Genomic DNA, 25,244 nt, shown 5'->3' with positions numbered 1-25,244 from the left:
AATTAAGGATCGCGAATTCAATAACTTACAATTTTAATTGTTATTGTGGGATGGGCGTCCCGCCCGTCCAAAAAGAACGGGCCCGACGCCCATCCAAAAAGAACGGGCGGGACGCCCATCCCACTTTCAAGAGTGGAAATTATTTAATTCTCATTCCTAAGTTATTTGTTCACTGTTCACTGTTCACTGTTCACTGTTCACTGTTCACTGTTCACTGTTCACTGTTCAGTATCTTAGCTGATGCCCATTTCCTAATTCTTTTTAGCCCAATTCCCAATTCTCCATGCCCCTATACCCCATGCCCCATGCCCAATTCCCCACTACCTATATCTCTATTCCTTCCAGAGTCATTATGACTGCATTCTTCATCAACATATCGCAGCGTTCTGCATAAAAAGATGCTGCCTTATCATACTTGTTGATTTGCAAAACGCGCAGAAACATTTGCCTTGCTTGCGCGAATTGCTGCTGGTAGTGAAAAAAAATTCCCTGTTCAAAATAAGTTTGAGTTTGTGCTTTTAGTTCGATCATTGTCGCCGAGTCGCCGTCGTAAATTTCAAATACAGCAACAGGTGTTTGTTTTCCTTTTACTTGAACGCGATCGAGAAACCGGCACTTGTAATGTTGAGGATCGTCTATCCGGCAAAGGGTTTGGACGCTAGCTACAATAGCAACTCCATAAAGCTTTGTCAATCCTTCCACGCGGGAAGCTAAATTAACTGCATCAGAAATCACCGTACTTTCCATTCGTTCCGCTTCGCCAATCGTACCTAACATTAAAGTCCCCGTATGCAAACCAATCCCTATCGAAATAGGTTGATAGCCACTGTTTTGCCTGTGTCTATTATAAATTTTTACTTGATGCTGCATCTCAATTGCTGCTTGCACAGCATCTTCAGCCCTGTTAGGAAACAAAGCCATAATCCCGTCACCAATATATTTATCTATAAAACCGTTGTACTCGCGGATAACTGGGCCAACTCGGCTTAAGTAAGAGTTAAGAAATTCAAAGTTTTCTCGCGGAGACATACTTTCTGACAGACTTGTAAATGATCGAATGTCGGCAAACATAATCGTCATTTCTGCTTGTACAGAGTCTCCTAGTCTGGCATCAACGATGCTTTCTCTTTTGAGAAACTTCAAAAATTCACGGGGTACAAAACGGGCTGAGGCGGCTGCAATTTTTTCTAGTTCGCTTTTGCTGGACTCGATTTGATTGAGCGATCTAAATGCTCTCAGTGCGGTGACTACTGTGGTAAATAATTTTTTGTTAGTAAGTTCTGTTTTGGTTTTATAATCATTGATATCGTAGCTGACAATTACTACATCTTCTGGCACTTGTCCGGGCTGTCCAGTGCGTAAAATAATCCGCACAATTTGATTATTTAAAATATCGCGGATGTATTTAACTACTTCCAAGCCTGCTTCTTCTGTTTCCATAACTACATCGAGTAAAATCAATGCTATGTCATAGTTATTTTGAATTATTTCTTTAGCTTCTTTTCCTGAGTAAGCGCTGATAAATGTTATACTTTTACCTTCAAATTTAAAATCGTTTAAGGCTAGTTTAGTAATATTATGAATTTCTATTTCATCATCTACAATTAAGATTTTCCAACTTTCTTCTAGCGGTTTTTCTTCCGCCTCGTCTTCCTCGGCAAATATTAATTCATCGTCGCTCGCCGCGATTAATTCGTCATCGCCTGCAGCCAACAGGTTTTTACTAGCTTCTGACATATATCGTTCTCCTATATAAAACTTATATCCATGTGGGCCGTATAATAACTAACTGCTCATTTTAGCGGGAAATTCAATCATAAATCTTGTGCCTTTATTTACTTGACTTCTACAGCTAATTGTGCCTTTTAGTTTTTGAGTAACAAGGTTATAAATAATGTGCAGTCCCAATCCCGTGCCTCCCTGACCTCTTTTGGTGGTAAAAAACGGTTCAAAAATTTTACTGAGATTTTCTGGGTCAATTCCTTTGCCGTTATCGGCATATTCAAATATTAGCCGATCGCCCTCTAGTTTGAAATCAAAAGCCAGAACTCCTTCGTCTTCTACATCGTAGGCGTGAATTAGCGAATTCAACACCAGATTTGTCACAATTTGACACACTACGCCGGGGTAACTGTCCACAACAATATTTTCATCACACTTAATCTGTATTTTGTGCTTAGTTCTTTTTAGTTTGGCTGTTAAGGATGTCAAAATTTCCTCTAGATAGTTTTTAACATTAAACGTGCGTTTTAACTCGCTCGACTGATCCACAGCTACTTCTTTAAAACTGTGAATCAAGTCTGCTGCCCGCGTGAGGTTAGATAAGATCATATTACTGCTTTGCACGGCGGTATCCAGAAACTTTTCTAACTCGGAACGTTTTATTTGGCCGTTACTGTAAACCTCAAAAAACTTTGTGGCTTTTTCAGCAAGCAGGGAGGCGGCGGTGATGCCGATGCCGATGGGAGTATTGATTTCGTGGGCAACACCTGCAACCAACCCTCCGAGGGCAGCCATTTTTTCCGATTCTACCAGTTTATTTTGAGCCGATTTTAAGTCTTCTAAAGTTTGGGAGAGTTCGGAGGTACGCTGCTGTACTAAATTTTCGAGATTTTGATTGAATTGGTGCAAGTTGGCGTAAAGTTGGGCATTTTCGATGGAGATAGAAATTTGAGAAGACAGCAGTTTTAATATTTCTAACCTGTCTTGTGTGAAAGCGCCTGTAGTCAGATTGTTTTCTAAATATAGGATGCCCGTGAGTTGGCCTTGATTAATTAACGGAGTGCAAAGAATTGATTTAGGTCGAACGGCCATTATATAGGGTGTGCGAGTAAATTGTCCTTCGCGGCTGGCATCGTTTAAAACTATACTTTCCTGGGTGCGGGCAACGTAATTGACAACTGCAACTGCCAGCAAAGTTACTTCTCGATCGTCGGCTACAAAATCTATCGGAATTGATTGCATGACAGCAACGCGATCGACATCTACAGATCCTGATGCTTCAATCACCCATTGACCCTCTTTTTCTAGTATTAAAAAGCCTCTTTGCCCTCCGGCATTTTCAATAACAATTTTCATCATTTTTGCCAGCAGTTTGTCTAGAACTATTTCGCCCGCTAAGGTTTGCGATGCTTTAACTGCTGTGGTCAAGTCTAGCACGCCTGCAGCGTCGTTCGTAGTGGAAGCGCTACTGGTAGATTTGTGAGTTTCAATATTAGTTGAAATCGAGCTTGAAGTTAGCAAGTGCGAGTATTTGGATTCTAAATGCGCTGCTTTGGCTGTTGCTCCCCAGCGTTGATAGCAATAACGCGCTTCTGTTAAGTAAGTTTTAGAATTTTTTTCTCTTCCTATGGATAGATAAAATGCTCCTGCCAATTCTGCTGCTAGTGCTTGTACTTGTATGTATCCGTTTTCTTGGGCTCCTTCAATTGCGCGATCGTAATATTCCATTGCTCTCACAATATTGCCCAAAACACGCGCTTTTTCTGCCGTAACTAAGTCGCATTTGTGCTGAAGATTCATGGGTGCATAAAGCGCTTTCTGTTGCAGTTTTTTTCGGTTACTGACAGCGTAAAAAATATGCTCTTCTTGTTCCCCCTCTGTTGCAGATGGATAGGCGGCTAGGCGGGCTAGAGAATCGTAAAACTGATATTCAGAAACATTAATAAAGCCTGCAACTCCGTCTAAATATACTTCGGCTAGCGCTGAATTTTCTAGGGCTGTAGCGGTATCTCCAAATAAATAGGATATTATTAATTTCTGCAAATAAAAGTGCTGTAATCCCACGCGATCGTTAGCTTTTAACAGTAGCGACAACAACTTTTCTTCGCTGTATGCTTCACCTAATACCAGGTGTGTACTTTCCGATTTTCCCATCAATTGCAAAATAGTTTGCAGATATATTTGATTCCAAGTTAATACAGTTTCTTGCTTGAGTTGAAACAGCAAATGGTTGTAACTTACTATTCTTCGTTCCAGTTGTGGCAATTCTTGACCGAGGAAATACAAAGACTGACAAATATTTACGGCTGAATATCCGACACATTCTAAATCCCCATTTTCTAACGCGCTTTGATAGGCGTCTTCTAATAGCGGCAAAGAGTCTTTAACGTGATGCTTGCCGTTCATCAAAATGAATGCTACTAAATTAAGCGTTTTGCTTTTGAATTCTAACACATTTAATCTATCGCTCAAATTTAAAGCTAATTGACCAAAGCGATCGCCTGATTCAATATCTCTAACTATTCCTTTTAAAATTGCTCCGTAATTAGCATAACCGAAGGCAGAAAAAGTAGAGTTTCCGTAATTAATAGATAAATTAACTTGCTCGCACACAATGAGCGGCAGCAGGACAGGTTCAACTATAAATGTAGCTGAAAACATACTGGAAAGCACACACATAGTGGCTAATTTGTGCGGATTTGTCATAATCGGTAAGTCTATTAAATCTTCTATTTTTTTGTCTTTTAAATAAGCTGCTGTTTTAGCAAGTGCTTGCTGAATGTGGAGGGGAATCGGCGATTCAGGAAAGTTAATTCCTAACATTTTTAGTGCTTCCCGACCAATTTTTACCGATTCTTGGAGTTTTGTTTGCATCGCACAAGCTATGATTCTGATTTCAAACACTTTGATTTTGTCTAGTTCATTTGTTGCGTGTTGCAGGACAATTATCGCCCATTTTTCCATGGGTTCAAAGTCGGTATTCAGGTAAGCAGCTTCTGCTGCTGACTCGTAGAGTGCCAGAGTTAAGTCGTAGTCAGTTTGCCAACTTTCGGGGGGCAGCAGTTCAATACCTGCGGTTAAATATTTGAGGGCAAGTTGGTAAGCGGCACTTGCTTTTGCTTTGCGGCCTGCAATTAAATTTAATTGGCATAATTGAAATTGTTCTAATTGACTGCTGATGATTCCTTTGGCAGAATTTAGTTGGTTTACGGTATCAAAAATATGCTCTTCTAATTGCTCTGGCGGTGCATTTTGAAGTAAAAAGTTGCCTATCTTGAGATGAATTTCTTGTTTTTGATAATCGGATATTAAAGCATAAGCTGCTTGCTGCACTCTCTCATGCAAAAATTTGTACGTGGCGCTCGAAACATCAGCTACTGGCAGGGAAAATTTATCGGTAAAGTCTCTAGATATTGTGTCTGTTACTTCTGTGCTTGCTGCTAGTGCGATCGGAATTTTGTAGGCGTTATTCACGAGCAAAATCAGACCGGACTGAAGTGCCTCACCGAGGTCTGTTGCTGCGGAAGCCAGAGGTTGTTCGGCGATTGTCGAGAGAGTTTTCAAATCAAATTTGTTCCCGATACAAGCGGCTAATTTAAGCAGTTCCTGGGTATTCTCTGAAAGTTTCTGAATGTTATCTATCATTAATTCTACAACATTGTCAGTTATTCCCATTTCTTGTATTTGTTCGATATCCCACTGCCACTCGCCTGTGACATGGCATTTTTTCACAATTTGCTCTGAGATTGGTTGCGCTAAGCCCGATAGGTTAGGTTCAGCTAGCTCGACCACATTATTCGAGGGTGAAAGTTTAAATTGAATCAAACTTTTTGAGTAAAGAAATTTTATTAATTGAGTTAAAAAGAATGGATTTCCAGCGGTTTTTCGCCAAAGCAATTCTGCTAAACTTAGGGATTTTTCTGGGGCGCAGTTCAAAGTATCTGCAACGAATTGGTTGACGCTGCTTATATCTAAAGCCGAAAGGGCGATCGCACTCACAGTGCCGCCTGCTTTTTTAATTGCTTCGGCGGTAATGATTAGGGGATGATTTGCATCTACTTCCTGCTCTCTATAAGCTCCAATTATTAATAAATATTGAGTCCCCATGTCAGTTGCTAGCAGTTCTATTAACTTGAGAGATGCTGAATCGATCCACTGCAAATCGTCCAGGAAAATTACTAGGGGGTGTTCTTTTTGAGCAAAGACGCGGATGAAGTTTTGAAATACTAAATTAAAGCGATTTTGAGATTCATTGGCTCCTAAATCGGGGACGGGGGGCTGCGGCCCGACAATCAGTTCTACTTCAGGAATAGCTTCAATAATTACTTGGCAGTTGCCACCCAGTGCTTTTAAAAATTTTTCTTTCCAAACATGGATTTCTGCAGCATTTTGTGTGAATATTTGGCGCAACAAATCTTGAAAAGCTTGGAGCAAAAAAGCGTAAGGAATATCTCGTTTAAATTGCTCAAATTTGCTGTCAATAAAATACCCATTTTCCCGCCGACTCGGCTTGTAAACTTCATATACTAACGAGGATTTGCCCACACCTGCAGAACCGGAAATCAGCACGATTTCTGTATTGCCCCGCCTCATACGCTGGAAGATACTGAGAAGCAGATTAACTTCTGCTTCTCGCCCGTAAAATTTTTGGGAAATTTGCAGGTGACTTGACTGATCTTGCTCGCCGAGGGTTATGTGGGAAATTTCGCCTATAGTTTGCAGTTGATCGAGACAATTTTCCAAGTCGTACAAAAGTCCGAAAGCACTTTGATACCTGTCTTCGGCTGTTTTTGCTAAGAGTTTTATGACGATATCGGAAACGACTTGAGGAATCTCCTTGGTTCCTACTTGATTGATTCTGCCTTCGATGCTTTTGCTTTCTACTTTTTTATTTCTGTTTTCCCAAGGAGAAACTGGCGTTTTAGCAATATGGCAGTGTACTAATTCCATGGGATCGATCGCCTGAAAAGGCAATTCACCACAAAGCATTTCATAAAAGGTGACGCCTAAAGAATAAAAATCGGTGCGGTAGTCGATCGCCCGATTCATGCGCCCCGTTTGTTCAGGAGACATATAGGCGAGAGTGCCTTCGAGTAAATGGGGATGGCTGGGGGCGGGGTTTTCGCCCGGTAGCAGGGAGGCGATCGCAAAATCAGCAATCTTTACATCTCCTGTCTCGATATTGACAATAATATTGCTGGGTTTAATATCCTTATGGATGATGTGGTGTTCGTGAAGTTGCCCAAGAGTTTCTGCTAGTTTGATGCCAATATGCAGAAATTGTGGTAACTCTAGCTGGTTGTTGCTGAGAAACTCTTTTAGGGAAATCCCACCAAAATCTTCTAAAACTAAAACAGGAAAGTGATTGTATGTTTCTATTTTGTAAAGCTTGACTATTCCGGGCAAACTCAAATTTTTAAGAATTTCGGATTCGTGCAGAAGTTGGGATATTTGCGCTGGGGTAGGGTATGGCGGCGTGAGAGTTTTGAGGATAACGGGTTTTTCTTCCTCAAGCTGCACCCCTCGATAAATAACTGTGTGAGGGTTTGTATAAAGTTCTTCGTCAATGCGGTATCCAGGGATAGAAATCATGATATTTGGGGGTTATTTGAAAGATCCGGTTATACAATTTTAAATGTTAGATTGGGAATGATTTATCACATAAGGGTTTGGATCTGACCTACAGTTACATTCTTTTTTGCCACAAGTATTATTAAGTAAGTGGAAATACACATCACCGAGCGAGTGCGGTTTTTACGGCAGTAAACTGGCTACTATTATATAGCTGAGCTAAAACCCTCCCTAAAGAGTCCTCCTAGATACTTTTTTGGTCGCTTATTTAGTTATCTCTATTTTAGTCTTCAAAAAATCCGAAATTGCACTTTGCTATCCCACCAGTGCCAAAATAAACGGGTGCGTGCAAATCAACAGCTAAAATCTAAAAAAATCATGCAGAATATAACTGCCTCAAATCCAGCTAATGCGACCGATCGCGCTTTTGGCACCGCAGACATTCAATTGCTGGTAGTGGATATAGACGGCACGATCGCAGGTATGTCAAATACTATCCGAGAACCAGTCAAGCAGGCAATTTTGGCGGCCGAGTCGCGGGGAGTGAAAGTAGCCGTCGCTACGGGCAGGATGTACCGATCAGCTTTGCGTTTTCACCGCGACATCGGCTCAACATTGCCACTGATTTGCTACCAGGGCGCATGGATTCAAGATCACGCTACTCAAAAACGGCTGCGGCACTTGCCGCTGTCGAAACAAACTGCTCTGCAACTGTTAGATTATTTTGAAGAACCGCATTTGCGACCGCTGCTTTCGATCCATTTCTACATTGACGACCAACTTTACGTGCCGGAAATTACCGCAGCTACCCGAATTTATGCCGAACGATCGGGCATTGAACCAATGGTGATTAAAGATTTGCGGCGAGATATTCCGGGGGAACCGACGAAAGTTTTGGCATTGTGCGAGAATCCGGGGGTACTCGACGGCTTGCTCAGCAGTATGCGGCAGCGCTACACGCCTGCGGAGCTTTATTTGACTCGATCCGTTGCTACTTTTTTTGAAGCTACGCATCCTGTGGCGAATAAGGGAGATGCGGTGCAGTATTTAGCGGAGGAACTTTTGGGTTTGCAGGCGGCGAATGTGATGGCGATCGGCGACAATTTTAATGATGTAGAAATGATTGCCTATGCGGGTGTGGGCGTGGCAATGGGCAATGCTCCTGATGGCGTGAAGGCTGCTGCTGATTGGGTGGCGCCGGATGTGGAGGAAGATGGGGTGGTGGCTGCGATCGAACAATTTGTTTTGGGCGATCGTTGATATTTCTAGCACCAATACCGCAGGGGCGGGTTTAGCGACATTTGGAAAAAATCTAGATCTACCCGCCCCGACCCAGCGACAATTTATTATATAACTGTCTAGTTTTGAGTTCTATGCAATCAAGTTTTGATGATCAAAAACAATCCACACTTTCGGATTTTTCGAGATCAAGTGCAATCAATTACTTTTTTTGCAACATCGAATATTTATTTAACGAACCGCGAAGACGCTAAGAACGCGAAAGAAGAATTGAAGAAAGCGGGGCGGGCTTACATATCTTCTGGATGTGAATTATAGATAATTTAAAACTCTTAAAAATGCCTTGCAACAGAAAAAGCACCGACGACTGGCCGTGTTTCGTCTCGGTGCTTCTTCTGGTTCGCTCCTCACACGTCCATCAATATAGCTGACTGAGTAAATTGTGTCAATACTTTTTCCAAAAATTGTTTTTTGAGTCGGCTGCAGCCGGGGTTCCGGCGCGGTGGAGCGATGCAAAACTCTTGGAATGCAAGGGTTTGACTCGATCGCCCAAGGGTTGCCTCGATCGGAAAAATTTTACTTGACTTCCACCAGCCAGTCCAAAATCAGAGCGTTGACTTCACTGGGCCGCTCGTCGTGGGGACAGTGGCCTGTGTTGGGAATTGAAACAAATTTCACTGGTTTATCGTTGGCGGCCAATTGTTGATAAATCTGGCTGCCGGCGATGGGCGTCCAGGGGTCGTCTGCGCCCCAAAGTACCAATAACGGACGATCGACTTTGGGCAGCAATTCTGACGGTTGAGGGCCTGGAGGGGCTGTGAGAATCGATGCAAACACTTGTTGAGCTCCGGGCTCGCAGGAGGGGGCGTGCAGGAGTTCTACGAGTTCGTCAGTGATGGCTTCGCGGTTCCCGTAGACTTGGCGCAGGGTGTTGCGGATGCGGTGTTTTTGGCGGATGTTGTTGAAGACAAAGGGGCCGATCAGGGGCGATCGAACTAATTTAGTAAAAGTCCCCATCACTACTCGCAGCGGGAAATTCAGTTCGTCGGGCCGGTGGTTGAGCCCGCCGGCACAGTTGATTAAGACACCGCCGGCTGATATTTCTGGATGGTTGGCGACTACCATCAAACTCAGCAAAGCGCCGATCGAATTCCCGACAAATACCGCCGGTTCTAGTACCATATCCGCCCAGAAATCAGTCAGCAATTCTTCCCACAATTCCAGAGTGTAATCTAGGGCTGGTTTGGCGGAAGCACCGAATCCCAGCAAGTCCAAAGCAAATACGCGATAGCCGCCGGCTGCGAGTACGGGGATATTTTGCCGCCAATGTCCGATCGAAGCCCCAAATCCGTGAATCAAGATCAGAGGGCGGCCGGTTCCTTGGACGGTATATTGGATTTTGTGACCTTTCCAAGTCCAAATTAATTTTTCAAAGCTGGTTGCAGATACTAATTGTTGTGCAGTCACGGCTCTAAATGTAAATTTTCGTTAACTTCTTTCATCATAGCAGAAGTCAGTAGTCAGTAGTCAGTAGTCATGAATTATTGGTTATTGGTTATTGGTTATTTGTTATTTGTTATTTGTTATTTGTTATTTGTTATTTGTTGTAATGCCCAATGCCCAATGCCCAATGCCCAATGCCCAATGCCCAATGTCCAATGCCCAATGCCCCATGCCCCATGCCCAATTCCCCATTCCCAATTCCCAATTTTTACTTTTTTTGTAGCAACCAATAAGTCATCATATTCCCCTTACCTTTTACCGGAATTACGCCTCGCCTCTCAAACAAATACTTATCTTTCAAAAGCTCATAAGTAACATCAGTAACTTGAATTCTGCCGGCAAAACCCGTAGCTTCCATCCTCGCCGCTACATTCACCGTATCTCCCCACAAATCATAAGTAAACTTGCTCACACCAATCACTCCCGCAACCACCGGCCCGGAATTGATGCCAACGCGAATTGCCAGTTTTTCCCCTGTCTCGGCGCACAACTTTGCTATTTTTTCCTGCATTCCCAGGGCCATTTGGGCGATCGCCTCGGCATGATCCTGTCTCGGCGTAGGCAATCCCCCGACTACCATGTAAGCATCGCCAATAGTCTTAATTTTCTCCACACCGTACTTTTCAGCTAACTGGTCGAAGTGCGAAAAAATTACGTTCAAGCGCTTTACCAACTCGGTGGGAGACATTCTAGCAGACAACTCAGTAAAGCCAACAATATCAGCAAATAAAACACTTACTTGGGCAAAACTGTCGGCGATCGTACTTTGCTCTGCCTTCAAGCGTTCTGCGATTGGTTTGGGTAAAATATTTAACAGCAACTTCTCGCTTTGTTCTTGTTGAATTTTCAGCTCTTCTTGGGCTAACTTGCGCTCTGTAACGTCAGAAACAGTACCCTCATAGTAGATCAGCTCACCTTTTGCATCTCGAACAGCCCGAACATTTTCTGACACCCAAATCCGGCGCCCGTCTTTGCGACATACCATAGATTCAAACCCAGAAACGGCATTTTCAGCATCCATAGCAGCCACAAATTCGCGGCGGCGTTCTGGGTCAACATACAGTTGCTGAGCAATATTGTTAATCTCGGACATCAGTTCTTCTGGCGAGTCGTAACCGTACAATTTTGCCAAAGCTGGATTAGCGCTGAGATAGCCTCCTGAAGGCGTGCTTTGAAAAATGCCTTCCATCGCATTTTCTACAATGCTGTGATATTTTTCTTGGGCAATACGTAGCAATTCTTCTGCTTGTTTCCGCTGAATCAAAGAACCTAATTGAGTGCCTACCGCATTGAAAACGTCTATAAATTGTGCGTCTTTCCCTTCCGACGAAATTTTAAAGAAAACTAGCACTGCCAATACTTCATCGCCTACCAAAATCGGCACACCAAAACCCGCTTTGAATCCGAGTTCTAGTGCTATTTGACTTCGGAAAAAATGCGGGTAGCCCCTGGAAATATCTTCTACCCATTCCGGTTGCTTGGATGCCCAAACTCGTCCCGGCAGGCCTATATTCATGGCAAATGTCAGTTGTTCGCTTTGCTTGCGGAACGCATCCATCCTCGCGTTGCTGGCATACCAGCCCCTGGCAGATTGCAGCACAGTTGCTTCTGCATTGGGAATCCAAGCTTCTCCTACATCCCATCCGATTGTTTCGCCCACTTGGTGCAAAATTACTTCTAAAGCTGAGTGAAAGTCTACAGCTTCGCCGATCGCCCGCGTCGTTTCCAGCAAAAACCGGATTGATTCTTCAGCCCGCTGCCGTTCTGCGATTTCTTCCTGCAATCTAGAATTGCGATCGTGCAGTTCCCTAGCTTGCAGTTGCAGTTTGCATTGCAGCGAACGAAGAGAAAGTTGGTTTTGGACGCGGGCTAAGACTTCTTCTACTTGAAACGGTTTAGTAATATAATCCACTCCTCCTACTTGAAAAGCTTTAACTTTTTCCAGCACGTCATCTAGCGCACTAATAAAAATTACCGGAATATCTTGAGTTTTTTCGCTTAACTTTAACTGCTCACAAACTTCATACCCGTTCATTTGTGGCATATTAATATCTAGTAAAATTAGATCGGGAGGAGATATTTGTGCCCCTTGCAAAGCCAAGTGTCCGTTAATAGCCTTCCTGACATGATACCCGTAAGATGTCAGCATAGTGGATAAAAGTCGCAAATTATCCGGCATATCGTCAACGATCAGAATGTCTTTACGAGTCGCTGATAATGGATGGTCGTTCATCATAATATAATTGAGTTAAATCGATAATGATATCTATCCGAAAATTATCGACTAAATCTGTTAAAGCGTTAGCGAGATTTGCCTCAGTTTCGGGAATTTCCTTGATCAGATCGAGGATGCGGTTGTCGTCAACACAAAGTGCTGCTCGGTGCAACTCGACCACCCAGTCTGTGGGCATTACACTCAAATCCTCGGTGGTCAAACTTTTAAGCAGCGTCGGTGTAGAAAAAGAAGTAGATAAGTTCTCTTTTTCATAAATATAACGCAGGTTGAGGTGATGCGCTATCTTTTCAAAAAGTACCTCTTCCCGAAACGGTTTACATATCAAATCGTTACAACCAGCAGACAAAATTATTTGTCGCTGCTCATCAAAAGCACTGGCCGTCAAGGCAATAATTATTGTTTCTTTACCTTCGAGAGTTTTCTTAATCTCTCTTGTCGCTTCATACCCATCTATCACGGGCATCAGCATATCCATTAATATCAAGTGCGGCTTCCAAGTTAAATGCAAAGCAATTGCTTCTTGACCGTTAGTTGCTTCCCGGACTTCAAATCCCAGGGGTACTAGCAGCTTAAGCAGCAGTTGGCGATTTTCCGCTACATCTTCAACTATTAATATCCGATAAGTTTCCTGTCCTGCTTCTAAACCAATAACTTGTTTAATCGGTGGTTTTTCTTGTTCATCACTTTCTGTCACTAAGTTAACCCAGATATTAAAGCTAAAAATTGTGCCTTGGCCGAGTTGACTTTCAACAGCAATATCACCTCCCATAATTCGGACAAATTGTTGGCTAATCGGCAATCCCAGACCAGTTCCCTGCATGGAATTTCGACCAGTTTCGGTTTGTACAAAGGGCTTGAATAATGTGGAAAGTTCCGAGGGAGAAATGCCGGGTCCCGTGTCGGCAATTTCAAAATACAATTGGGATTTGTTTTCTTCTATGGCGTCTTTTTCAGCGTGGCTACTGACGCGCAAAGTAACGGTTCCGTGTTGAGTAAATTTAATTGCATTGCCGAGTAGGTTAATTAAAACTTGCCGCAATTTAGCTTCGTCTGTTTGAATGTACTGCGGCAAATTATGGGGATTTTCAAAAATTAGATACAAGCCTTTTGAGTTGGCTTTTAGTTGCAGCATTTCTTTGAGACTGTTGAGAAAGTCGTAGAGATTAAAGCGGCTGGGATTGATAGTAATTTGACCTGCTTCTATTTTGGACATTGACAAAACATCATTGATGAGTTCTAGCAAATGTTCGCCGCTGCGGTTAATAATTTCTATGTATTCTTTTTGTTCTTCCGTGATAGAACTGTTGCGGGCCATGACTTGGGAAAAACCGAGAATGGCGTTGAGAGGTGTCCGGAGTTCATGACTCATGGAAGCGAGAAATTGGCTTTTGGCGCGGTTGGCCACTTCGGCGTTTTCTTTGGATTTAATCAGTTCCATTGACTGCCTTTGAGTGCGAGCGAGCAATTCCGCTTGCTGTAATGCTACTCCTAGCTGAGTACCTACATCAACTGCAACGTTGATTTCAGCTTCGCTCCACTGGCGGGGAGCTGAATTTTGATAGGAGCCTAGTAATCCCCAGAGCGTTTTTCCGCAGAAAATTGGCACAATAATGTAGGATTTAGCTTGAAATTTTTCTAGTAAGTGGATGTAACAATTATCGAAACCTTGCTTGTAAATATCTGGGACACAAAGGTAAGTTGTACCTCGGCTGTAGGCTCCGCCTTGGGTTTGTTGCAAATAGGTATCGCGTACTTCTTGTGAGGGGCTATCTAATTCTTTGACGACGCAACGGTCGCTGTCTAAAGCGCCTTCAGTAAGGTTAGAATCAGTCTCCTGTGCTTGGATGAAAGAAACCCACTTGCGATCAAGGGATTCGGCTACAAATTCGCCACTCCAGTCTGGATTGAAACGGTAAATAGCGACTCGATCGCACTTCATGGTTTGGCGCAATTCTCGGGTTGTGGCGTGAAAAATTTCTCGGATATCTAAAGTCTGCCGCATTCTTTCAATGATGCGGGCGATCGCTCTTTGTCGTAAAGCACTTTCTTGCAGTTCCGTTTCTGCTTGCTTGCGTTCGGTAATATCTACAGCCATTAAAGCAATGCCGATCGCTGTACCGTTATCGTCAATTAGCTGAGTATTATACCACTCGCAGATGATAATTCTGCCGTCTTTAGTCAGATTTTCAGTAGTCCCGCTGGATTTGGCGTTCAAGTCGTGATTGGAAATCTCAGATAATTGCGGTTGATAGCTTTCAGGTACGATTAAATCGGAGGCGACTCGACCAATCGCTTCTTGCTCACTGTAGCCAAAAATAGCAACGGCTGCGGGATTCCAAGTAATAATTTCAAAATTGAGGTTTAACTCGATAACCGCGATCGGCGTTTGCTGCAATAAAAATGAGATTCTTTGTTGGGACTCTAGCAGTTTTTCTTCTGCTAATTTGCGGTCTGTGATGTCATTAGCAGTGCCGAGAATTTGTTTGGGTTTACCATCGCTTGTTCTGAGAAATACTGTATCCCAACTGTGCATCCACCGCCATTCACCGTTTTTGTGTTTCATTCGGTATTGACATTCAATGACATCACCGTCTTTGGCTCGATCAACTTTTTGGATGCTTTCAAAAAAGTTTGGCAAATCGTCGGAGTGCATCAGAAGTGGCATCATTGCTGTACCCATATCTTGTATTTCTTGGGTGGTGTATCCGAGCATCGTCGAAATTTGTCGATTGGTATAAACATTCCGCTGTTCAATTACATCGTAAACGTACAACAGGTTGGGATTGGAATCGGCGATCGCTTGAATGAAGTGCTGGCTTTCTCTGAGTGCGGATTCTGTTTGTTTACGAACGCTAATATCTCGCGCCACGATAATCACTGAATCTGGAGTCAGCGGAGAAACTTTAGCATCGAGGCAAACGTCGCGCTCTCCGACTTTAAAGCTATATTCAACATTGATAGTTTGCTTCGTTTTCAGAGCTTGTTGGATCGCATTTAATAGTAAATCTGCTATAGGTTTCGGCAAGACTTCGTGAGCGGTTTTGTTAATCATTTCGCTTGGAGGTTTCACCAAATTTGTTGATGCTGTCGGGGCGATTTTGATGCAGCGCCCTTCTGCATTTCTCACTAAAACTGTGTCAGTCATGGCGGCAAAAATAGCCCGCAATTCTGTTTCCGATTCTTGCAGAGCTTGCTCGGCACGGACGCGGGTGCGAATTTCTGCTTGCAGCACTTTATTTTGCCGATCGAGCTGCTGAATTCGGTTTTTTTCTCGTTCGATCAGTTTAGCTTGAGCGATAGCGAGCCCTACTTGAGCCGCCACAGCTTCTAATAAGTCTATTTCCTCGGAAGTCCATTCCCGGTAACGATCGCACTGGTGCAAACAGATAGCACCGTTGGCCCGGCCTTGGTAAGAAGTGCGAATTGCCAGCATCGATTTTAACCCAACCTTCTGGCAAATCGGTTGAACAGCTTGCAAAAGAGGGTCTGAATAAACATTGTTCGAGGCGATCGCCAGATCTTGTATCATCATTTGTATGACGTGAGGATTGCCCCAAATTGGAACAGGTACGTTCCGAATAGATTCGCAATCGGGTTCGAGATACTCTGCCGCCAGAGGAATATCGACTTGGGGAGTAGTGACGTAAGTATGAATCAAACAGCGATTGACGCAGAATGCCAGACCGACTTGAGTGGCAGCTATTTGAAATATTTGTTCTGGCTGCAAGCTTGAGCGAATTTCTTGAGTTATTTTTGCAATCAGCAATTCTCGCTGAACTTGCCGTTCTAAAGCAGCTTTAGCTCCAGCCATTTCTATTTCTGCGTGCTTGCGCTCGCTGATATCAAAAAGTACGCCATACCAAACAATATCGCCATTATCGCGCATTTCTGGTCGAGAATTAGATTGGAGCCATTTGAGTTTACCCGACGGCGTAACAATCCGCCATTCACAGGCAAAAGGTTCTAAAGTTTGGGCGCTAGTAGCAATTTGTTTTACCAGATATTCGTGGTCATCTGGATGATTTTGATCGAAGCAAAAGTCGGGACATTTTAATATTTCCTCACTCTCTAATTCGTAAATCTCCCGACAAGCATAACTAATATATTCAAACTTAAAATTTCCCTCTGGTTTCTTGATAAATTGATAAAGAACTCCCGGTATATTGACCGCCAATTTTTGCAACCGCGCTTTGCTTTCCCGGAGTGATTGTTCTGTTCGCTTGCGAAATTCTACCTCTTGTTGCAGTTGGGCATTCTGCTGTTTTAATTGTTTTGATAGCTGTTGTATAGTCAATTGACTTTCGATCCTCACTAAAACTTCTTCCACTTGAAAAGGCTTAGTAATGTAGTCAACACCGCCGACTTCAAAAGCTTTGACTTTGTGAAAAGTTTCCTCAAAAACACTCAAAAAAATAACCGGAATTTCCTTAGTTTTTTCGTTGGATTTCAGTCTAGCACAGACTTCATATCCGTTCATTTTGGGCATAGCAATATCTAGCAAAATTAAGTCTGGGAGAACTGCTAAATTAGCATTGACCGCCATTTCTCCCGAAATCGCCCGCTGAACTTTATACCCTTCTTTCGTCAATATATTTGATATAAACCGCAGGTTGTGGGGCTGATCGTCAATAATTAAAATGTGAATACTTTCTTTGTCAAATATCATTTTTTGTCTGGTCATTGTGATTTTTTTATTTCTAGCAGCAGATTGATGATTTAATATATTTAGCGATTTCTTCCGCTCATCATTATTTATTAAACATTTTTACACTCAGCAAATAGATGATTAACTTTAGATATTAGCCATCAACTAACGCACCTTCTATTTTTTCAATTTATTGGTTACTTCTCTTAATTTTTCACTCAAAATAACCGTAATTAACTACATTTTGTTGTCAAAAGAAATCGCCTGATTTGCTGTACAAATTAACTTGGCTGAAAAACAATCATCGCTTAGGCACTCCAGACCAAAGCAACCGGGTTTCTTAACTTTGTTCAATGGCTGCGACAAAGTATTTTCGTACAACCCGGTTGATTCGCCCAGGACAGTTTTTTGCTTGAATTTAGCATTAAAATTGCCCGGAGGATAACACAACTTTCTGGACATTTTGCTCGCACGTTCAAAGGGTTTTAGCACAGATACACACATGGACATACCACGAGGTGAAGAAACCGTTTTTGACTCTTGTCGCTGCAACAAAGTATTGCTGTGAAAAACCTCGGTTTTGACCCACCGACTCCTGAGTCTTAAGATATTTATAGGTAACTAAGAGTATATAATAGCAATCCACCCCGCACCCAAAGCTTACCCTATAAAATATTTTCTCGGTCTTTTCTATGCCAGCAATTCCTTAAGTTTAGCAATATTTTCATTGCTTAAGTAAATTTTAATTTCTAGTTCTTGGTCAGATTCCCACAGCAACAGCAGATTATCTTCGCCCAAGGCGATTTCGGGATTGTTTAATTCAAGTGTTTGATATTTAACTTCGGGAATTCCTACGCGAATTACCAGTTCCGCTTCCAACTGAGGATAGATGTACAATTGCTGTTGCAAGTTGTCAAGTTCTAATTTGTCAACAGTGTTGTTACGTTGGACAGGAGAATCTGGTTTGTACCAATAGAGAGTTTCCTCCCGAATTTCGGGATTGACTATCACAAATGTTTCGTCAAAACGCTGGGGGTGCCAGTGAATTTCGCTCAAACCGCCGATTTGCGGAATCAGTCGCTCTACCCAGCTAATTTCTTTCCCGTTCAGGTTTCCCCACCACTGACTGATATTATCGAGATTGTCAGCATTTTCGGGGTCGGTGCTGCCGGACTGCCAGACTGTTTTTAGTTGTTGCATATACAAGTTCTCCAGCGAATTTAAATTTGAGATTGCAGGCGCTCAATTGGAGATTCATTCGTTATACAATAATTTTAATGGACTTACCAATTATTTACCACGAAGATTACGTTGCACCCCTGCCACCGGATCACCGCTTCCCGATGGCAAAGTTTCGGATGCTTTACCAGATGCTGCTCGCGGACGGGGTAGCAGATAAATCGCAATTTCACGCTCCCGAACTTCCCCCTCAAGAATGGATTGAATTAGTCCACGACCACTCCTATGTTCAAGCTTACTGCAACGGGACGCTGGATAACAAAGCGACTCGGCGAATTGGTCTGCCTTGGAGTCGCGCCCTTGCTAATCGCACTTGCACTGCGGTTGCAGGAACTGTACTAACTGCAAAGCTCGCTTTAGACTACGGTTTGGCTTGCAATACTGCGGGCGGAACTCATCACGCCTTCCCTGCTTTTGGGTCGGGTTTTTGTATTTTTAATGATTTGGCGATCGCCTCTCGCGTCTTGCAAAAAAATGGTTTAGTTCGCAAAGTTTTAATTGTCGATTTAGATGTCCACCAAGGAGACGGAACCGCCGTAATATTTCAAGATGACAGCAGTGTTTTTACTTTCTCGATGCACTGCGAAGTCAATTTTCCCGGCACTAAACAAAAGGGCGATTTAGATGTACCTTTGCCTGTGGGTATGGAGGACGACGAATATTTACAAACCTTGGATAAATTCTTACCAGATTTGCTTTCAAATGTCAAGCCCGACTTAGTTTTATACGATGCTGGAGTAGACCCTCATCACGGTGACAAACTGGGAAAATTAGCTTTAACTGATACGGGCTTATTTCGCCGGGAAATGCAAGTTTTGATGGCGTGTTTGGCCGGCGGCTATCCCGTTGCCTGCGTGATTGGCGGGGGCTATTCCGATGACGCTAAGGGGTTAGTTTACCGACATTCGCTGCTGCACCGAGCTGCCAGTCAAGCCTACAGGCAGTATCGACTTTGATCCAGCAAGAGTCCGGACACTTTTTCTATTGCCCAATGGCTTATTCTTACTTGACTTTGAGGCTAGCGTAAATAATGAAATCAAAGTCATCTCTACCCCTGACGCGGCATTTAATTCGACTTTTTTATGCTGCTTGCCCTGTAAGGCTTGTAGTATAGTTCCAAAAACTGTGCGGAGTATTGACCCAGATTGGGGAGATTTAATATGGACTTCAGTATTCTTTGGCGATATGATTGCGTGTTTAGGGTGTCAATTAATACTAAAAACAGGCTAAAGTGGCATTAAAATAGATATATCGCATTCAATCCTAGTGTATTTTATGGACTCCAACTCGTTAAATATCACAGAAGATGGGGCCAAAGAACCGACTTTGATGCCCATAGACAAGCACTACCTGCTAGTCCTCAACATCCCATCCTTCCGCGACTCCAAAGGCTGCAGGTATCTCGATTTAATGTGGGCTAAAGACCTAACTCAACACTTTAAGTATTTGAAAAACTTCACGCTAGCATCTCCGTGCGTGCGAGAAACCCTCCCCGAAAATACCATAGAGGTGGATTCGGAAACATCATTTGCTGATGCTAAATTTATTGACCTTCCCTCCCCAAATAGCTTGGCCAAAGGAATATTTCTGCTGCCGGCAACGGTTGCCCAGCTTTGGGGCGCGATCGCATCTTCAGATATCGTACATAGCGGCGTAGCAGGCTGGCCGATTCCGATGGCATGGTTAGTGACGCCCATAGTCCTGATACAGCGGAAACCATACCTGCTCATAGTCGAGTCCGCACCGTGGCGGCTGCAGCCGGGAACCCCTGCCAGCATTAAAGCCAAAATTCAAGCTTACATATACGAAACATTGAATCGCTGGTGCATCAACAGCGCCGACTTGACAATCTTTACACAGGGAGAATATCAGCAAAGTTTATTAAAAAAACCACACAAAAAAAGTCACATAATTCACGCTTCGTGGATAGATGAAGAAAATATTATTTCGGAAGCAGAGGCGACTAAAATATGGCAGGAAAAACTGTCAGCCTCGCCCAAACAACTAAAAATTCTATTTGCGGGCAGATTGCATCCACAGAAAGGTCTGTTAGTTCTCCTAGAAGCAATGAAAATCTTGGACGAGGAAAACATTGCCGTCAAGCTGGACATACTAGGTGAAGGCGAACTGTTAAGCAACTGCCAAGCAGCCAGCAAGGCAATGCAAAAATCGGTACAGATCGAACTTTTGGGAACTATTCCTTACGGGAGAGAATTCTTCAGCCGGCTGCAACAATATCATGCTGTTGTGGTTCCCAGCACCTCAGACGAACAGCCCAGAATAGTATACGATGCTTATTCCCAGGCTGTATCGGTACTGGCAAACAACACTGCCGGACTCCGCGACTGCATCGAAAACGGCATCACAGGCTTGATCGGTAATTGCAATGACCCAGTTGATTTAGCAAACTTGCTCAAACAGTCGGGAGAAAACTTGAACCTACTTCAAAATATGGGCATGGCAGGTCTGAAACAGGCTCGCAGCCTGACTCACGAAGAAATGCACCGGCAGCGGTGGCAGCTTTTGTTAAGTATGTTGGAGCAATGAAAAAAGTAAGTAGGTAGGCGCAAATAAACCTGGCTGTGTAAAGGAATGTAAAGCTGTCAGAAGCTTTGGGATTGCTTCGTTTCACGGAGTTACCCTCGCTTTTGACTACTTGTGTATTTTCCGACTCATCTACTTAAGCGATACCTGTACTCCGGGCGATCGCTCCAGCTTGCCAGATGGGTACAACTTGAGCTAAAAAGTTGTTAAACAAACAACGGTACTTATGTCGAAGGCCAGCGAGTCCAATCACCCCTATCCACTGCTGGTTGTCATTGTTAACTACCGAACCTCTAGTTTGACAATTGACTGCTTGCGCTCTCTAGTTAGCGAAGTTCAATCGCTGCCCGGTATGCGAGTTGTAGTTGGCGACAATGCTTCAGGCGATCGCTCTGTCGAAGAAATTAGTAGTGCGATCGCCTCAGAAGGCTGGAATGAATGGGCATCCTTCGTTCCCCTAGAGCGCAACGGCGGATTTGCTTTCGGCAACAACGCCCTGATCCGTCCCGCCCTCCAATCCACCAATCCCCCCCCTTACTTCCTGCTGCTTAACCCAGACACCATAGTTCGCCCAGGTGCCTTAAAAGCCCTCGTCGATTTCATGGACACTCATCCCGAAGCCGGCATCGCCGGCAGCCGCTTGGAAGACCCCGACGGCACGCCCCAGGAGTCAGCTTTTCGGTTTCACAACATCTTGACAGAACTCGATTTTGGTTGGCGGACAGGCTTTATATCCAAGTTATTAGCCAACTGGGCCGCAGCGCCTCCGATTTCCCAAGAAACCTGTCAAACTGATTGGGTAGCTGGAGCCAGCATGATCGTCCGTCGCGAAGTATTTGAAAAGATTGGCTTGATGGATGAAGCTTATTTCATGTACTGCGAAGAAATGGACTTTTGTCTGCAAGCGAACAAAGCTGGCTGGAGTTGCTGGTACGTACCTGAAAGTCGCGTTGTGCACTTAGTCGGCCAAAGCTCAGGCGTCACTGACACCAAAAAGCCCGCCAAGCGGCTGCCTACCTATTGGTTTGATTCCCGGCGTAGGTACTTTATCAAAAACTACGGCTTGGTTTACACAGCATTAACTGATGTATCCTGGGCTTCGGGTTTTGCAGCCTGGAGGGTGCGTCGCGTACTTCAAGGCAAACCCGATGGCGATCCACCACAATTGCTGAGAGATTTTGTATTAAATAGTGTATTTTTTAAGGGGGGTAAGATTGAAAAATCCAAAAACTTTTAAAGGGAGTTGGTAAATGGGTCAAAGCCAACTAAACCAGGTTAGCCTAGGCAAGCAAAATATTTTATGATGCAGCTGAGGAATTAGTATTCTCGATCAATAAAACCGGATTGCTCCTTCCTCACAAACCTGATAGACCCATTAATATCGTCGGCATCTAGCAATAGAGTAAACAATAAATAATGTGAATTAGAGCTTATGGTAACTGAGCAAAACTTAATCACCACTGAAAATCAAGTAGAAGACCCCGGCCTGGGACTGTGGCAGCAAATTAAAGAAGACTGGATTGCTCATGGTCGAGATTGGACAAAACCGGGATTTCGCGCCGTAGCAGTGCAGCGTTTTGGCGTCTGGAGAATGCAGGTAGAACCGAAATTACTGCGAGCTCCTTTGAGCATTATTTATCGAGCACTCTACCGAAAAGTCCGCAATAGTTACGGGATAGACTTGCCTTACACTGTGAAGCTCGGTCGTCGCGTGGTGATTGAACATCAAAACGCTATTATTATTCACGGATATTGTACGATCGGCGACGACTGCATTATCCGCCAAGGTGTAACGTTGGGAAACCGCTATTTGGACAAGCCGCTGGAATCCCCTCAATTGGGCGATCGGGTTAACGTCGGCGCTGGTGCAAAAATCCTCGGAAAAGTAAACTTGGGAGACGACGTAAATATCGGTGCTAATGCTGTAGTTTTATCAGATATTCCCGCAGGCAAAACAGCAGTAGGTATTCCTGCCAAGATTCTTCAATCTACCAAAAACCAGGAAAATGCTTAGATCAATATTGCAAAAAATTATCCGCCATCTTGCGATGCGTTACGGCAAGTTCCGTGGCCTTTACATCCAATTCTGTAACGCCTGTGCCCAAGAATACACAGAATTTCTCCCCCGCCATGGCAACTTGTAAGCGCTAGGCGAAAATTGCAGCATCTGGCTCAATACGGTCTTTGGAGATCCCGCCTACGTCCGCATCGGCAACAATGTTCACTTCTCCTCTTATACCGTGCTCGGCCACGACGGCTCGATCGCCATGCTTAACCGGGCTTACAACGTTAAACTAGATGCCGTAGGCAAGATACCTCTCTTCTGTCACTAAGCGGCAGAAGAAAATAAGAATTCACTCTCATTTATTAAGTAAGAGAAGGGATTTGGGTAAAAATTCATTAACGCTCTTAATCGAGCCCAGCCTGTAGATAATTGTGGAATCGGAAAAATTTTTAGCCACTGTTGTATCAAGTTAAAGCTAATTAAAGCTTGTAATATTAATCTCAAATTGTTTAGATGCCTCTTCCAACTTTTTTTTTCATCAAGCGTCTTGATGTTGCTCAAAGCGGTGGAGAAGTGAGAAGTTTTTTGCGGATAAAGAGCTGGGTGATGGAGTCTGGGAGTTAACGGCTCTATTAGACCTAGTATAGAGGCCGATCATCACGTAAGCACTACAAACGATTTCCCACCATTTTTCAATCTGTGAATATTGGGTGACTCGGAAATCCGCCCACCCTAATTCACTCTTACTTTGTCGAAAACCATATTCAATCCAAGTCGTATTTCCATACAAATTCCCAACTTCTTTAGCTAAGACTCCCGGAATTTGTGTCATCATATACCAGGTTGAGTTTTCGGAAATGGTATCTATATATGTTGTGATTTCCCAGTAACGCAATGCTCTCTTTTTTCCATAAATATTTTCTCGAATATAGCGCCATACGGTTCAGTTAAGCTCGATCCCCTCGGCGCCAAGGGCGGGAACTCTTACAGCACTTCCGGGTGTTATGAGGTACAATAAGAATAGATTAAAAAATACACCAATGAAAGCATATTCAGTAAATTTGCTTTCCAAAAATAGTAGCAGCCCATCAATATCAGAAGCTGTCGATCAGAAAAACAGCAGCGATATTTTACGTCAGTAAAAGCTTAGTTCAAAAACTGGTCAAGCAACAAAAAATCGAGGGGAATTTACAGCCGAAACGAGAGTGGGAAACCGAGATATAGTCATTTGAATAATTCCACAGCTTCTTTGAGAGAAATAGTGGCAGCACATCCCGATGCAACCTTACTAGAATTGTGTGAGTTATTTGCCCAGAAGAATCGTAAAAAAAAACAGTGATCGGTAGCCAAGCCGGCACTGAAAGAGTCATGAAGTTAAGGTTAGATTATTGGTAAAAACTCAAGCATATCGACCCAAAACATCTAGTCTTTTTAGATGAGACTGGAGTATTACGCTTGTTTAACCAGAAGTCATGCACGTTCACAACGAGGAACAAGAGTCTATGCGGTTAAACCTTTTTACCGAGGGAAAAAAGTCACAGTAATTGGTGCAATTAGTTTGAAGCGAGTAGTGGCACTCATGACAATGGATAACTCAATGGATGGCAAAGCATTTGAGGTATTTATTGAGCAATGTTTAGTGCCACAATTGTGGTCGGGAGCAGTAGACGTGAATTGATAATTTACCCGCGCATAAAGTAGATTCAATTAAGCCTATGATTGAAGCGGTGGGTGCTTCTATCTTGTGTTTTTCCCCATACTCTCCTGATTTTAATCCAATTGAATTATGGTGGTCGCAACTCAAATCTTTCTCGATCCATTTGTCACCAACCACCACTAAAATGGTTGACACCATAATTTCTGTGGCTCTTGACTTAATTAATCCGAAACATCTTAAAAACTGGTTTACTAATTGCTGCTACTGTACCTCATAACATCCGGAAGTGCTGTATGCTATTTATAGGGCGATTAGGTCATTGGTTTGTGTTAATATGCTAAAATATCAAACAACCACGCGGTAATAATTAGGTGGACAAACTTCAGACAGATATAGAAGCAATTTACTCTAAAATTGAGGAATTGCGCCTGGAACGCCAGCAGCTTAGTATTGCCGATGTTGTCCCAACGGGTAATTCGCCCCAAGCGATCGCCGATGCTTATCGGCGTCACGCCAGGGAAACAGCACAAGTGTCGGCAGAAGTCAAGGGTATAGATGACGCGATCGCGGCTCTGTCTGCTCAACTGAGTCAGAAACAACAGCAGTCGGTAAAGTTGCAAAGAATCACTCCGATGGAGGAGCAAGTTGAAGAAGGAAGATTACTAGCTCAGGGACACGCGGAACGGATTAATGAACTGGCGGCGGAACTGGCGGCGGAAGTGAAGGGACTCAAAGCCATCGCCGACCAAATTAGTCCCAGCTACTGGCAAGTTTATTACAAGCCTTTTATTACTGGTTTTAAGAGTATTTCTGTTCCCTACGTGCGATCGGACGGGGATGTTTGGACTATTGTCAATCGAGTAGTTTAGAGAGGCTGCGGGAG

The 25,244-nt window shown here is 43.5% G+C and carries 14 protein-coding genes; 8 read left to right on the top strand and 6 right to left on the bottom strand.

Features of this window, described 5'->3' with window-relative positions:
* Positions 1 to 324 precede the first annotated feature (324 nt).
* Both QUB20_RS01680 and QUB20_RS01675 read right to left on the bottom strand, forming a co-directional pair.
* On the bottom strand, positions 325 to 1,737 hold the full coding sequence (locus QUB20_RS01680; protein WP_333242504.1) for an adenylate/guanylate cyclase domain-containing protein: 1,413 nt from the start codon (positions 1,735 to 1,737) through the stop codon (positions 325 to 327).
* Positions 1,738 to 1,785: 48 nt separating this feature from the next.
* Positions 1,786 to 7,314 carry an ATP-binding sensor histidine kinase gene (locus QUB20_RS01675; protein ID WP_333242507.1) on the bottom strand — a complete coding sequence of 1,843 codons (5,529 nt, stop codon included), beginning with the start codon at positions 7,312 to 7,314 and terminating at the stop codon, positions 1,786 to 1,788.
* Between the two features lie 357 nt (positions 7,315 to 7,671).
* On the opposite strand from QUB20_RS01675, the gene QUB20_RS01670 reads away from it, so the two are divergent.
* Complete coding sequence (locus QUB20_RS01670; RefSeq protein WP_333242510.1) at positions 7,672 to 8,553, top strand: Cof-type HAD-IIB family hydrolase; 882 nt, start codon at positions 7,672 to 7,674, stop codon at positions 8,551 to 8,553.
* Between the two features lie 555 nt (positions 8,554 to 9,108).
* Here the strand turns inward: QUB20_RS01670 and QUB20_RS01665 are convergent.
* From QUB20_RS01665 to QUB20_RS01650, 4 genes are all read right to left on the bottom strand, one after another.
* Positions 9,109 to 9,999 carry an alpha/beta fold hydrolase gene (locus QUB20_RS01665; RefSeq protein WP_333242513.1) on the bottom strand — a complete coding sequence of 297 codons (891 nt, stop codon included), beginning with the start codon at positions 9,997 to 9,999 and terminating at the stop codon, positions 9,109 to 9,111.
* A 244-nt stretch (positions 10,000 to 10,243) separates the two neighbouring features.
* Positions 10,244 to 12,271, bottom strand: a complete 2,028-nt coding sequence (locus QUB20_RS01660; protein WP_333236445.1) for an adenylate/guanylate cyclase domain-containing protein — start codon at positions 12,269 to 12,271, stop codon at positions 10,244 to 10,246.
* Entirely contained in the window at positions 12,237 to 16,952 is a 4,716-nt protein-coding gene (locus QUB20_RS01655) for a response regulator (protein ID WP_333242517.1), read from the bottom strand. Before QUB20_RS01655 ends, QUB20_RS01660 begins: the two co-directional genes overlap by 35 nt.
* Positions 16,953 to 17,606: 654 nt before the next feature.
* Complete coding sequence (locus tag QUB20_RS01650; RefSeq protein WP_333242520.1) at positions 17,607 to 18,116, bottom strand: hypothetical protein; 510 nt, start codon at positions 18,114 to 18,116, stop codon at positions 17,607 to 17,609.
* 77 nt (positions 18,117 to 18,193) lie between these two features.
* Here QUB20_RS01650 and QUB20_RS01645 point away from each other — a divergent pair, with 77 nt between their 5' ends.
* From QUB20_RS01645 to QUB20_RS01620, 7 genes are all read left to right on the top strand, one after another.
* Entirely contained in the window at positions 18,194 to 19,111 is a 918-nt protein-coding gene (locus QUB20_RS01645; RefSeq protein WP_333236451.1) for a histone deacetylase, read from the top strand.
* Positions 19,112 to 19,430: 319 nt separating this feature from the next.
* The gene (locus QUB20_RS01640; protein WP_333236453.1) at positions 19,431 to 20,702 is read left to right on the top strand and encodes a glycosyltransferase; all 1,272 of its coding nucleotides are present in this window, start codon (positions 19,431 to 19,433) and stop codon (positions 20,700 to 20,702) included.
* A 223-nt stretch (positions 20,703 to 20,925) separates the two neighbouring features.
* Positions 20,926 to 21,936, top strand: a complete 1,011-nt coding sequence (locus QUB20_RS01635) for a glycosyltransferase family 2 protein (protein WP_333057909.1) — start codon at positions 20,926 to 20,928, stop codon at positions 21,934 to 21,936.
* 195 nt (positions 21,937 to 22,131) lie between these two features.
* Positions 22,132 to 22,713, top strand: a complete 582-nt coding sequence (locus QUB20_RS01630) for a serine acetyltransferase (protein WP_333236455.1) — start codon at positions 22,132 to 22,134, stop codon at positions 22,711 to 22,713.
* Positions 22,714 to 24,139: 1,426 nt separating this feature from the next.
* Positions 24,140 to 24,382 (top strand): transposase, encoded by a 243-nt coding sequence (locus QUB20_RS01625; RefSeq protein WP_333236459.1) that lies wholly within the window; start codon positions 24,140 to 24,142, stop codon positions 24,380 to 24,382.
* The gene (locus tag QUB20_RS28585) at positions 24,378 to 24,638 is read left to right on the top strand and encodes a transposase (protein ID WP_445299368.1); all 261 of its coding nucleotides are present in this window, start codon (positions 24,378 to 24,380) and stop codon (positions 24,636 to 24,638) included. Before QUB20_RS01625 ends, QUB20_RS28585 begins: the two co-directional genes overlap by 5 nt.
* Positions 24,639 to 24,732: 94 nt before the next feature.
* Complete coding sequence (locus tag QUB20_RS01620) at positions 24,733 to 25,230, top strand: hypothetical protein (RefSeq protein WP_333236461.1); 498 nt, start codon at positions 24,733 to 24,735, stop codon at positions 25,228 to 25,230.
* Positions 25,231 to 25,244 lie beyond the last annotated feature (14 nt).

The sequence above is a fragment of the Microcoleus sp. B4-C2 genome, assembly GCF_036705265.1.
In the GTDB taxonomy this organism is placed as follows: Bacteria; Cyanobacteriota; Cyanobacteriia; order Cyanobacteriales; family Microcoleaceae; genus Microcoleus.
Note: the sequence above shows the minus strand (reverse complement) of the source record. Positions and strands in the feature narration are given on the sequence as shown.

What these genes read in the sequence shown, in the direction of transcription:
- QUB20_RS01650 (WP_333242520.1), bottom strand. Translation starts at nt 18,116, where the DNA reads ATGCAACAACTAAAAACAGTCTGGCAGTCCGGCAGCACCGACCCCGAA.
- QUB20_RS01635 (WP_333057909.1), top strand. Translation starts at nt 20,926, where the DNA reads ATGTCGAAGGCCAGCGAGTCCAATCACCCCTATCCACTGCTGGTTGTC.
- QUB20_RS01680 (WP_333242504.1), bottom strand. Translation starts at nt 1,737, where the DNA reads ATGTCAGAAGCTAGTAAAAACCTGTTGGCTGCAGGCGATGACGAATTA.
- QUB20_RS01660 (WP_333236445.1), bottom strand. Translation starts at nt 12,271, where the DNA reads ATGATGAACGACCATCCATTATCAGCGACTCGTAAAGACATTCTGATC.
- QUB20_RS01630 (WP_333236455.1), top strand. Translation starts at nt 22,132, where the DNA reads ATGGTAACTGAGCAAAACTTAATCACCACTGAAAATCAAGTAGAAGAC.
- QUB20_RS01670 (WP_333242510.1), top strand. Translation starts at nt 7,672, where the DNA reads ATGCAGAATATAACTGCCTCAAATCCAGCTAATGCGACCGATCGCGCT.
- QUB20_RS01640 (WP_333236453.1), top strand. Translation starts at nt 19,431, where the DNA reads ATGGACTCCAACTCGTTAAATATCACAGAAGATGGGGCCAAAGAACCG.
- QUB20_RS01645 (WP_333236451.1), top strand. Translation starts at nt 18,194, where the DNA reads ATGGACTTACCAATTATTTACCACGAAGATTACGTTGCACCCCTGCCA.
- QUB20_RS01655 (WP_333242517.1), bottom strand. Translation starts at nt 16,952, where the DNA reads ATGACCAGACAAAAAATGATATTTGACAAAGAAAGTATTCACATTTTA.
- QUB20_RS01675 (WP_333242507.1), bottom strand. Translation starts at nt 7,314, where the DNA reads ATGATTTCTATCCCTGGATACCGCATTGACGAAGAACTTTATACAAAC.
- QUB20_RS01625 (WP_333236459.1), top strand. Translation starts at nt 24,140, where the DNA reads ATGAGACTGGAGTATTACGCTTGTTTAACCAGAAGTCATGCACGTTCA.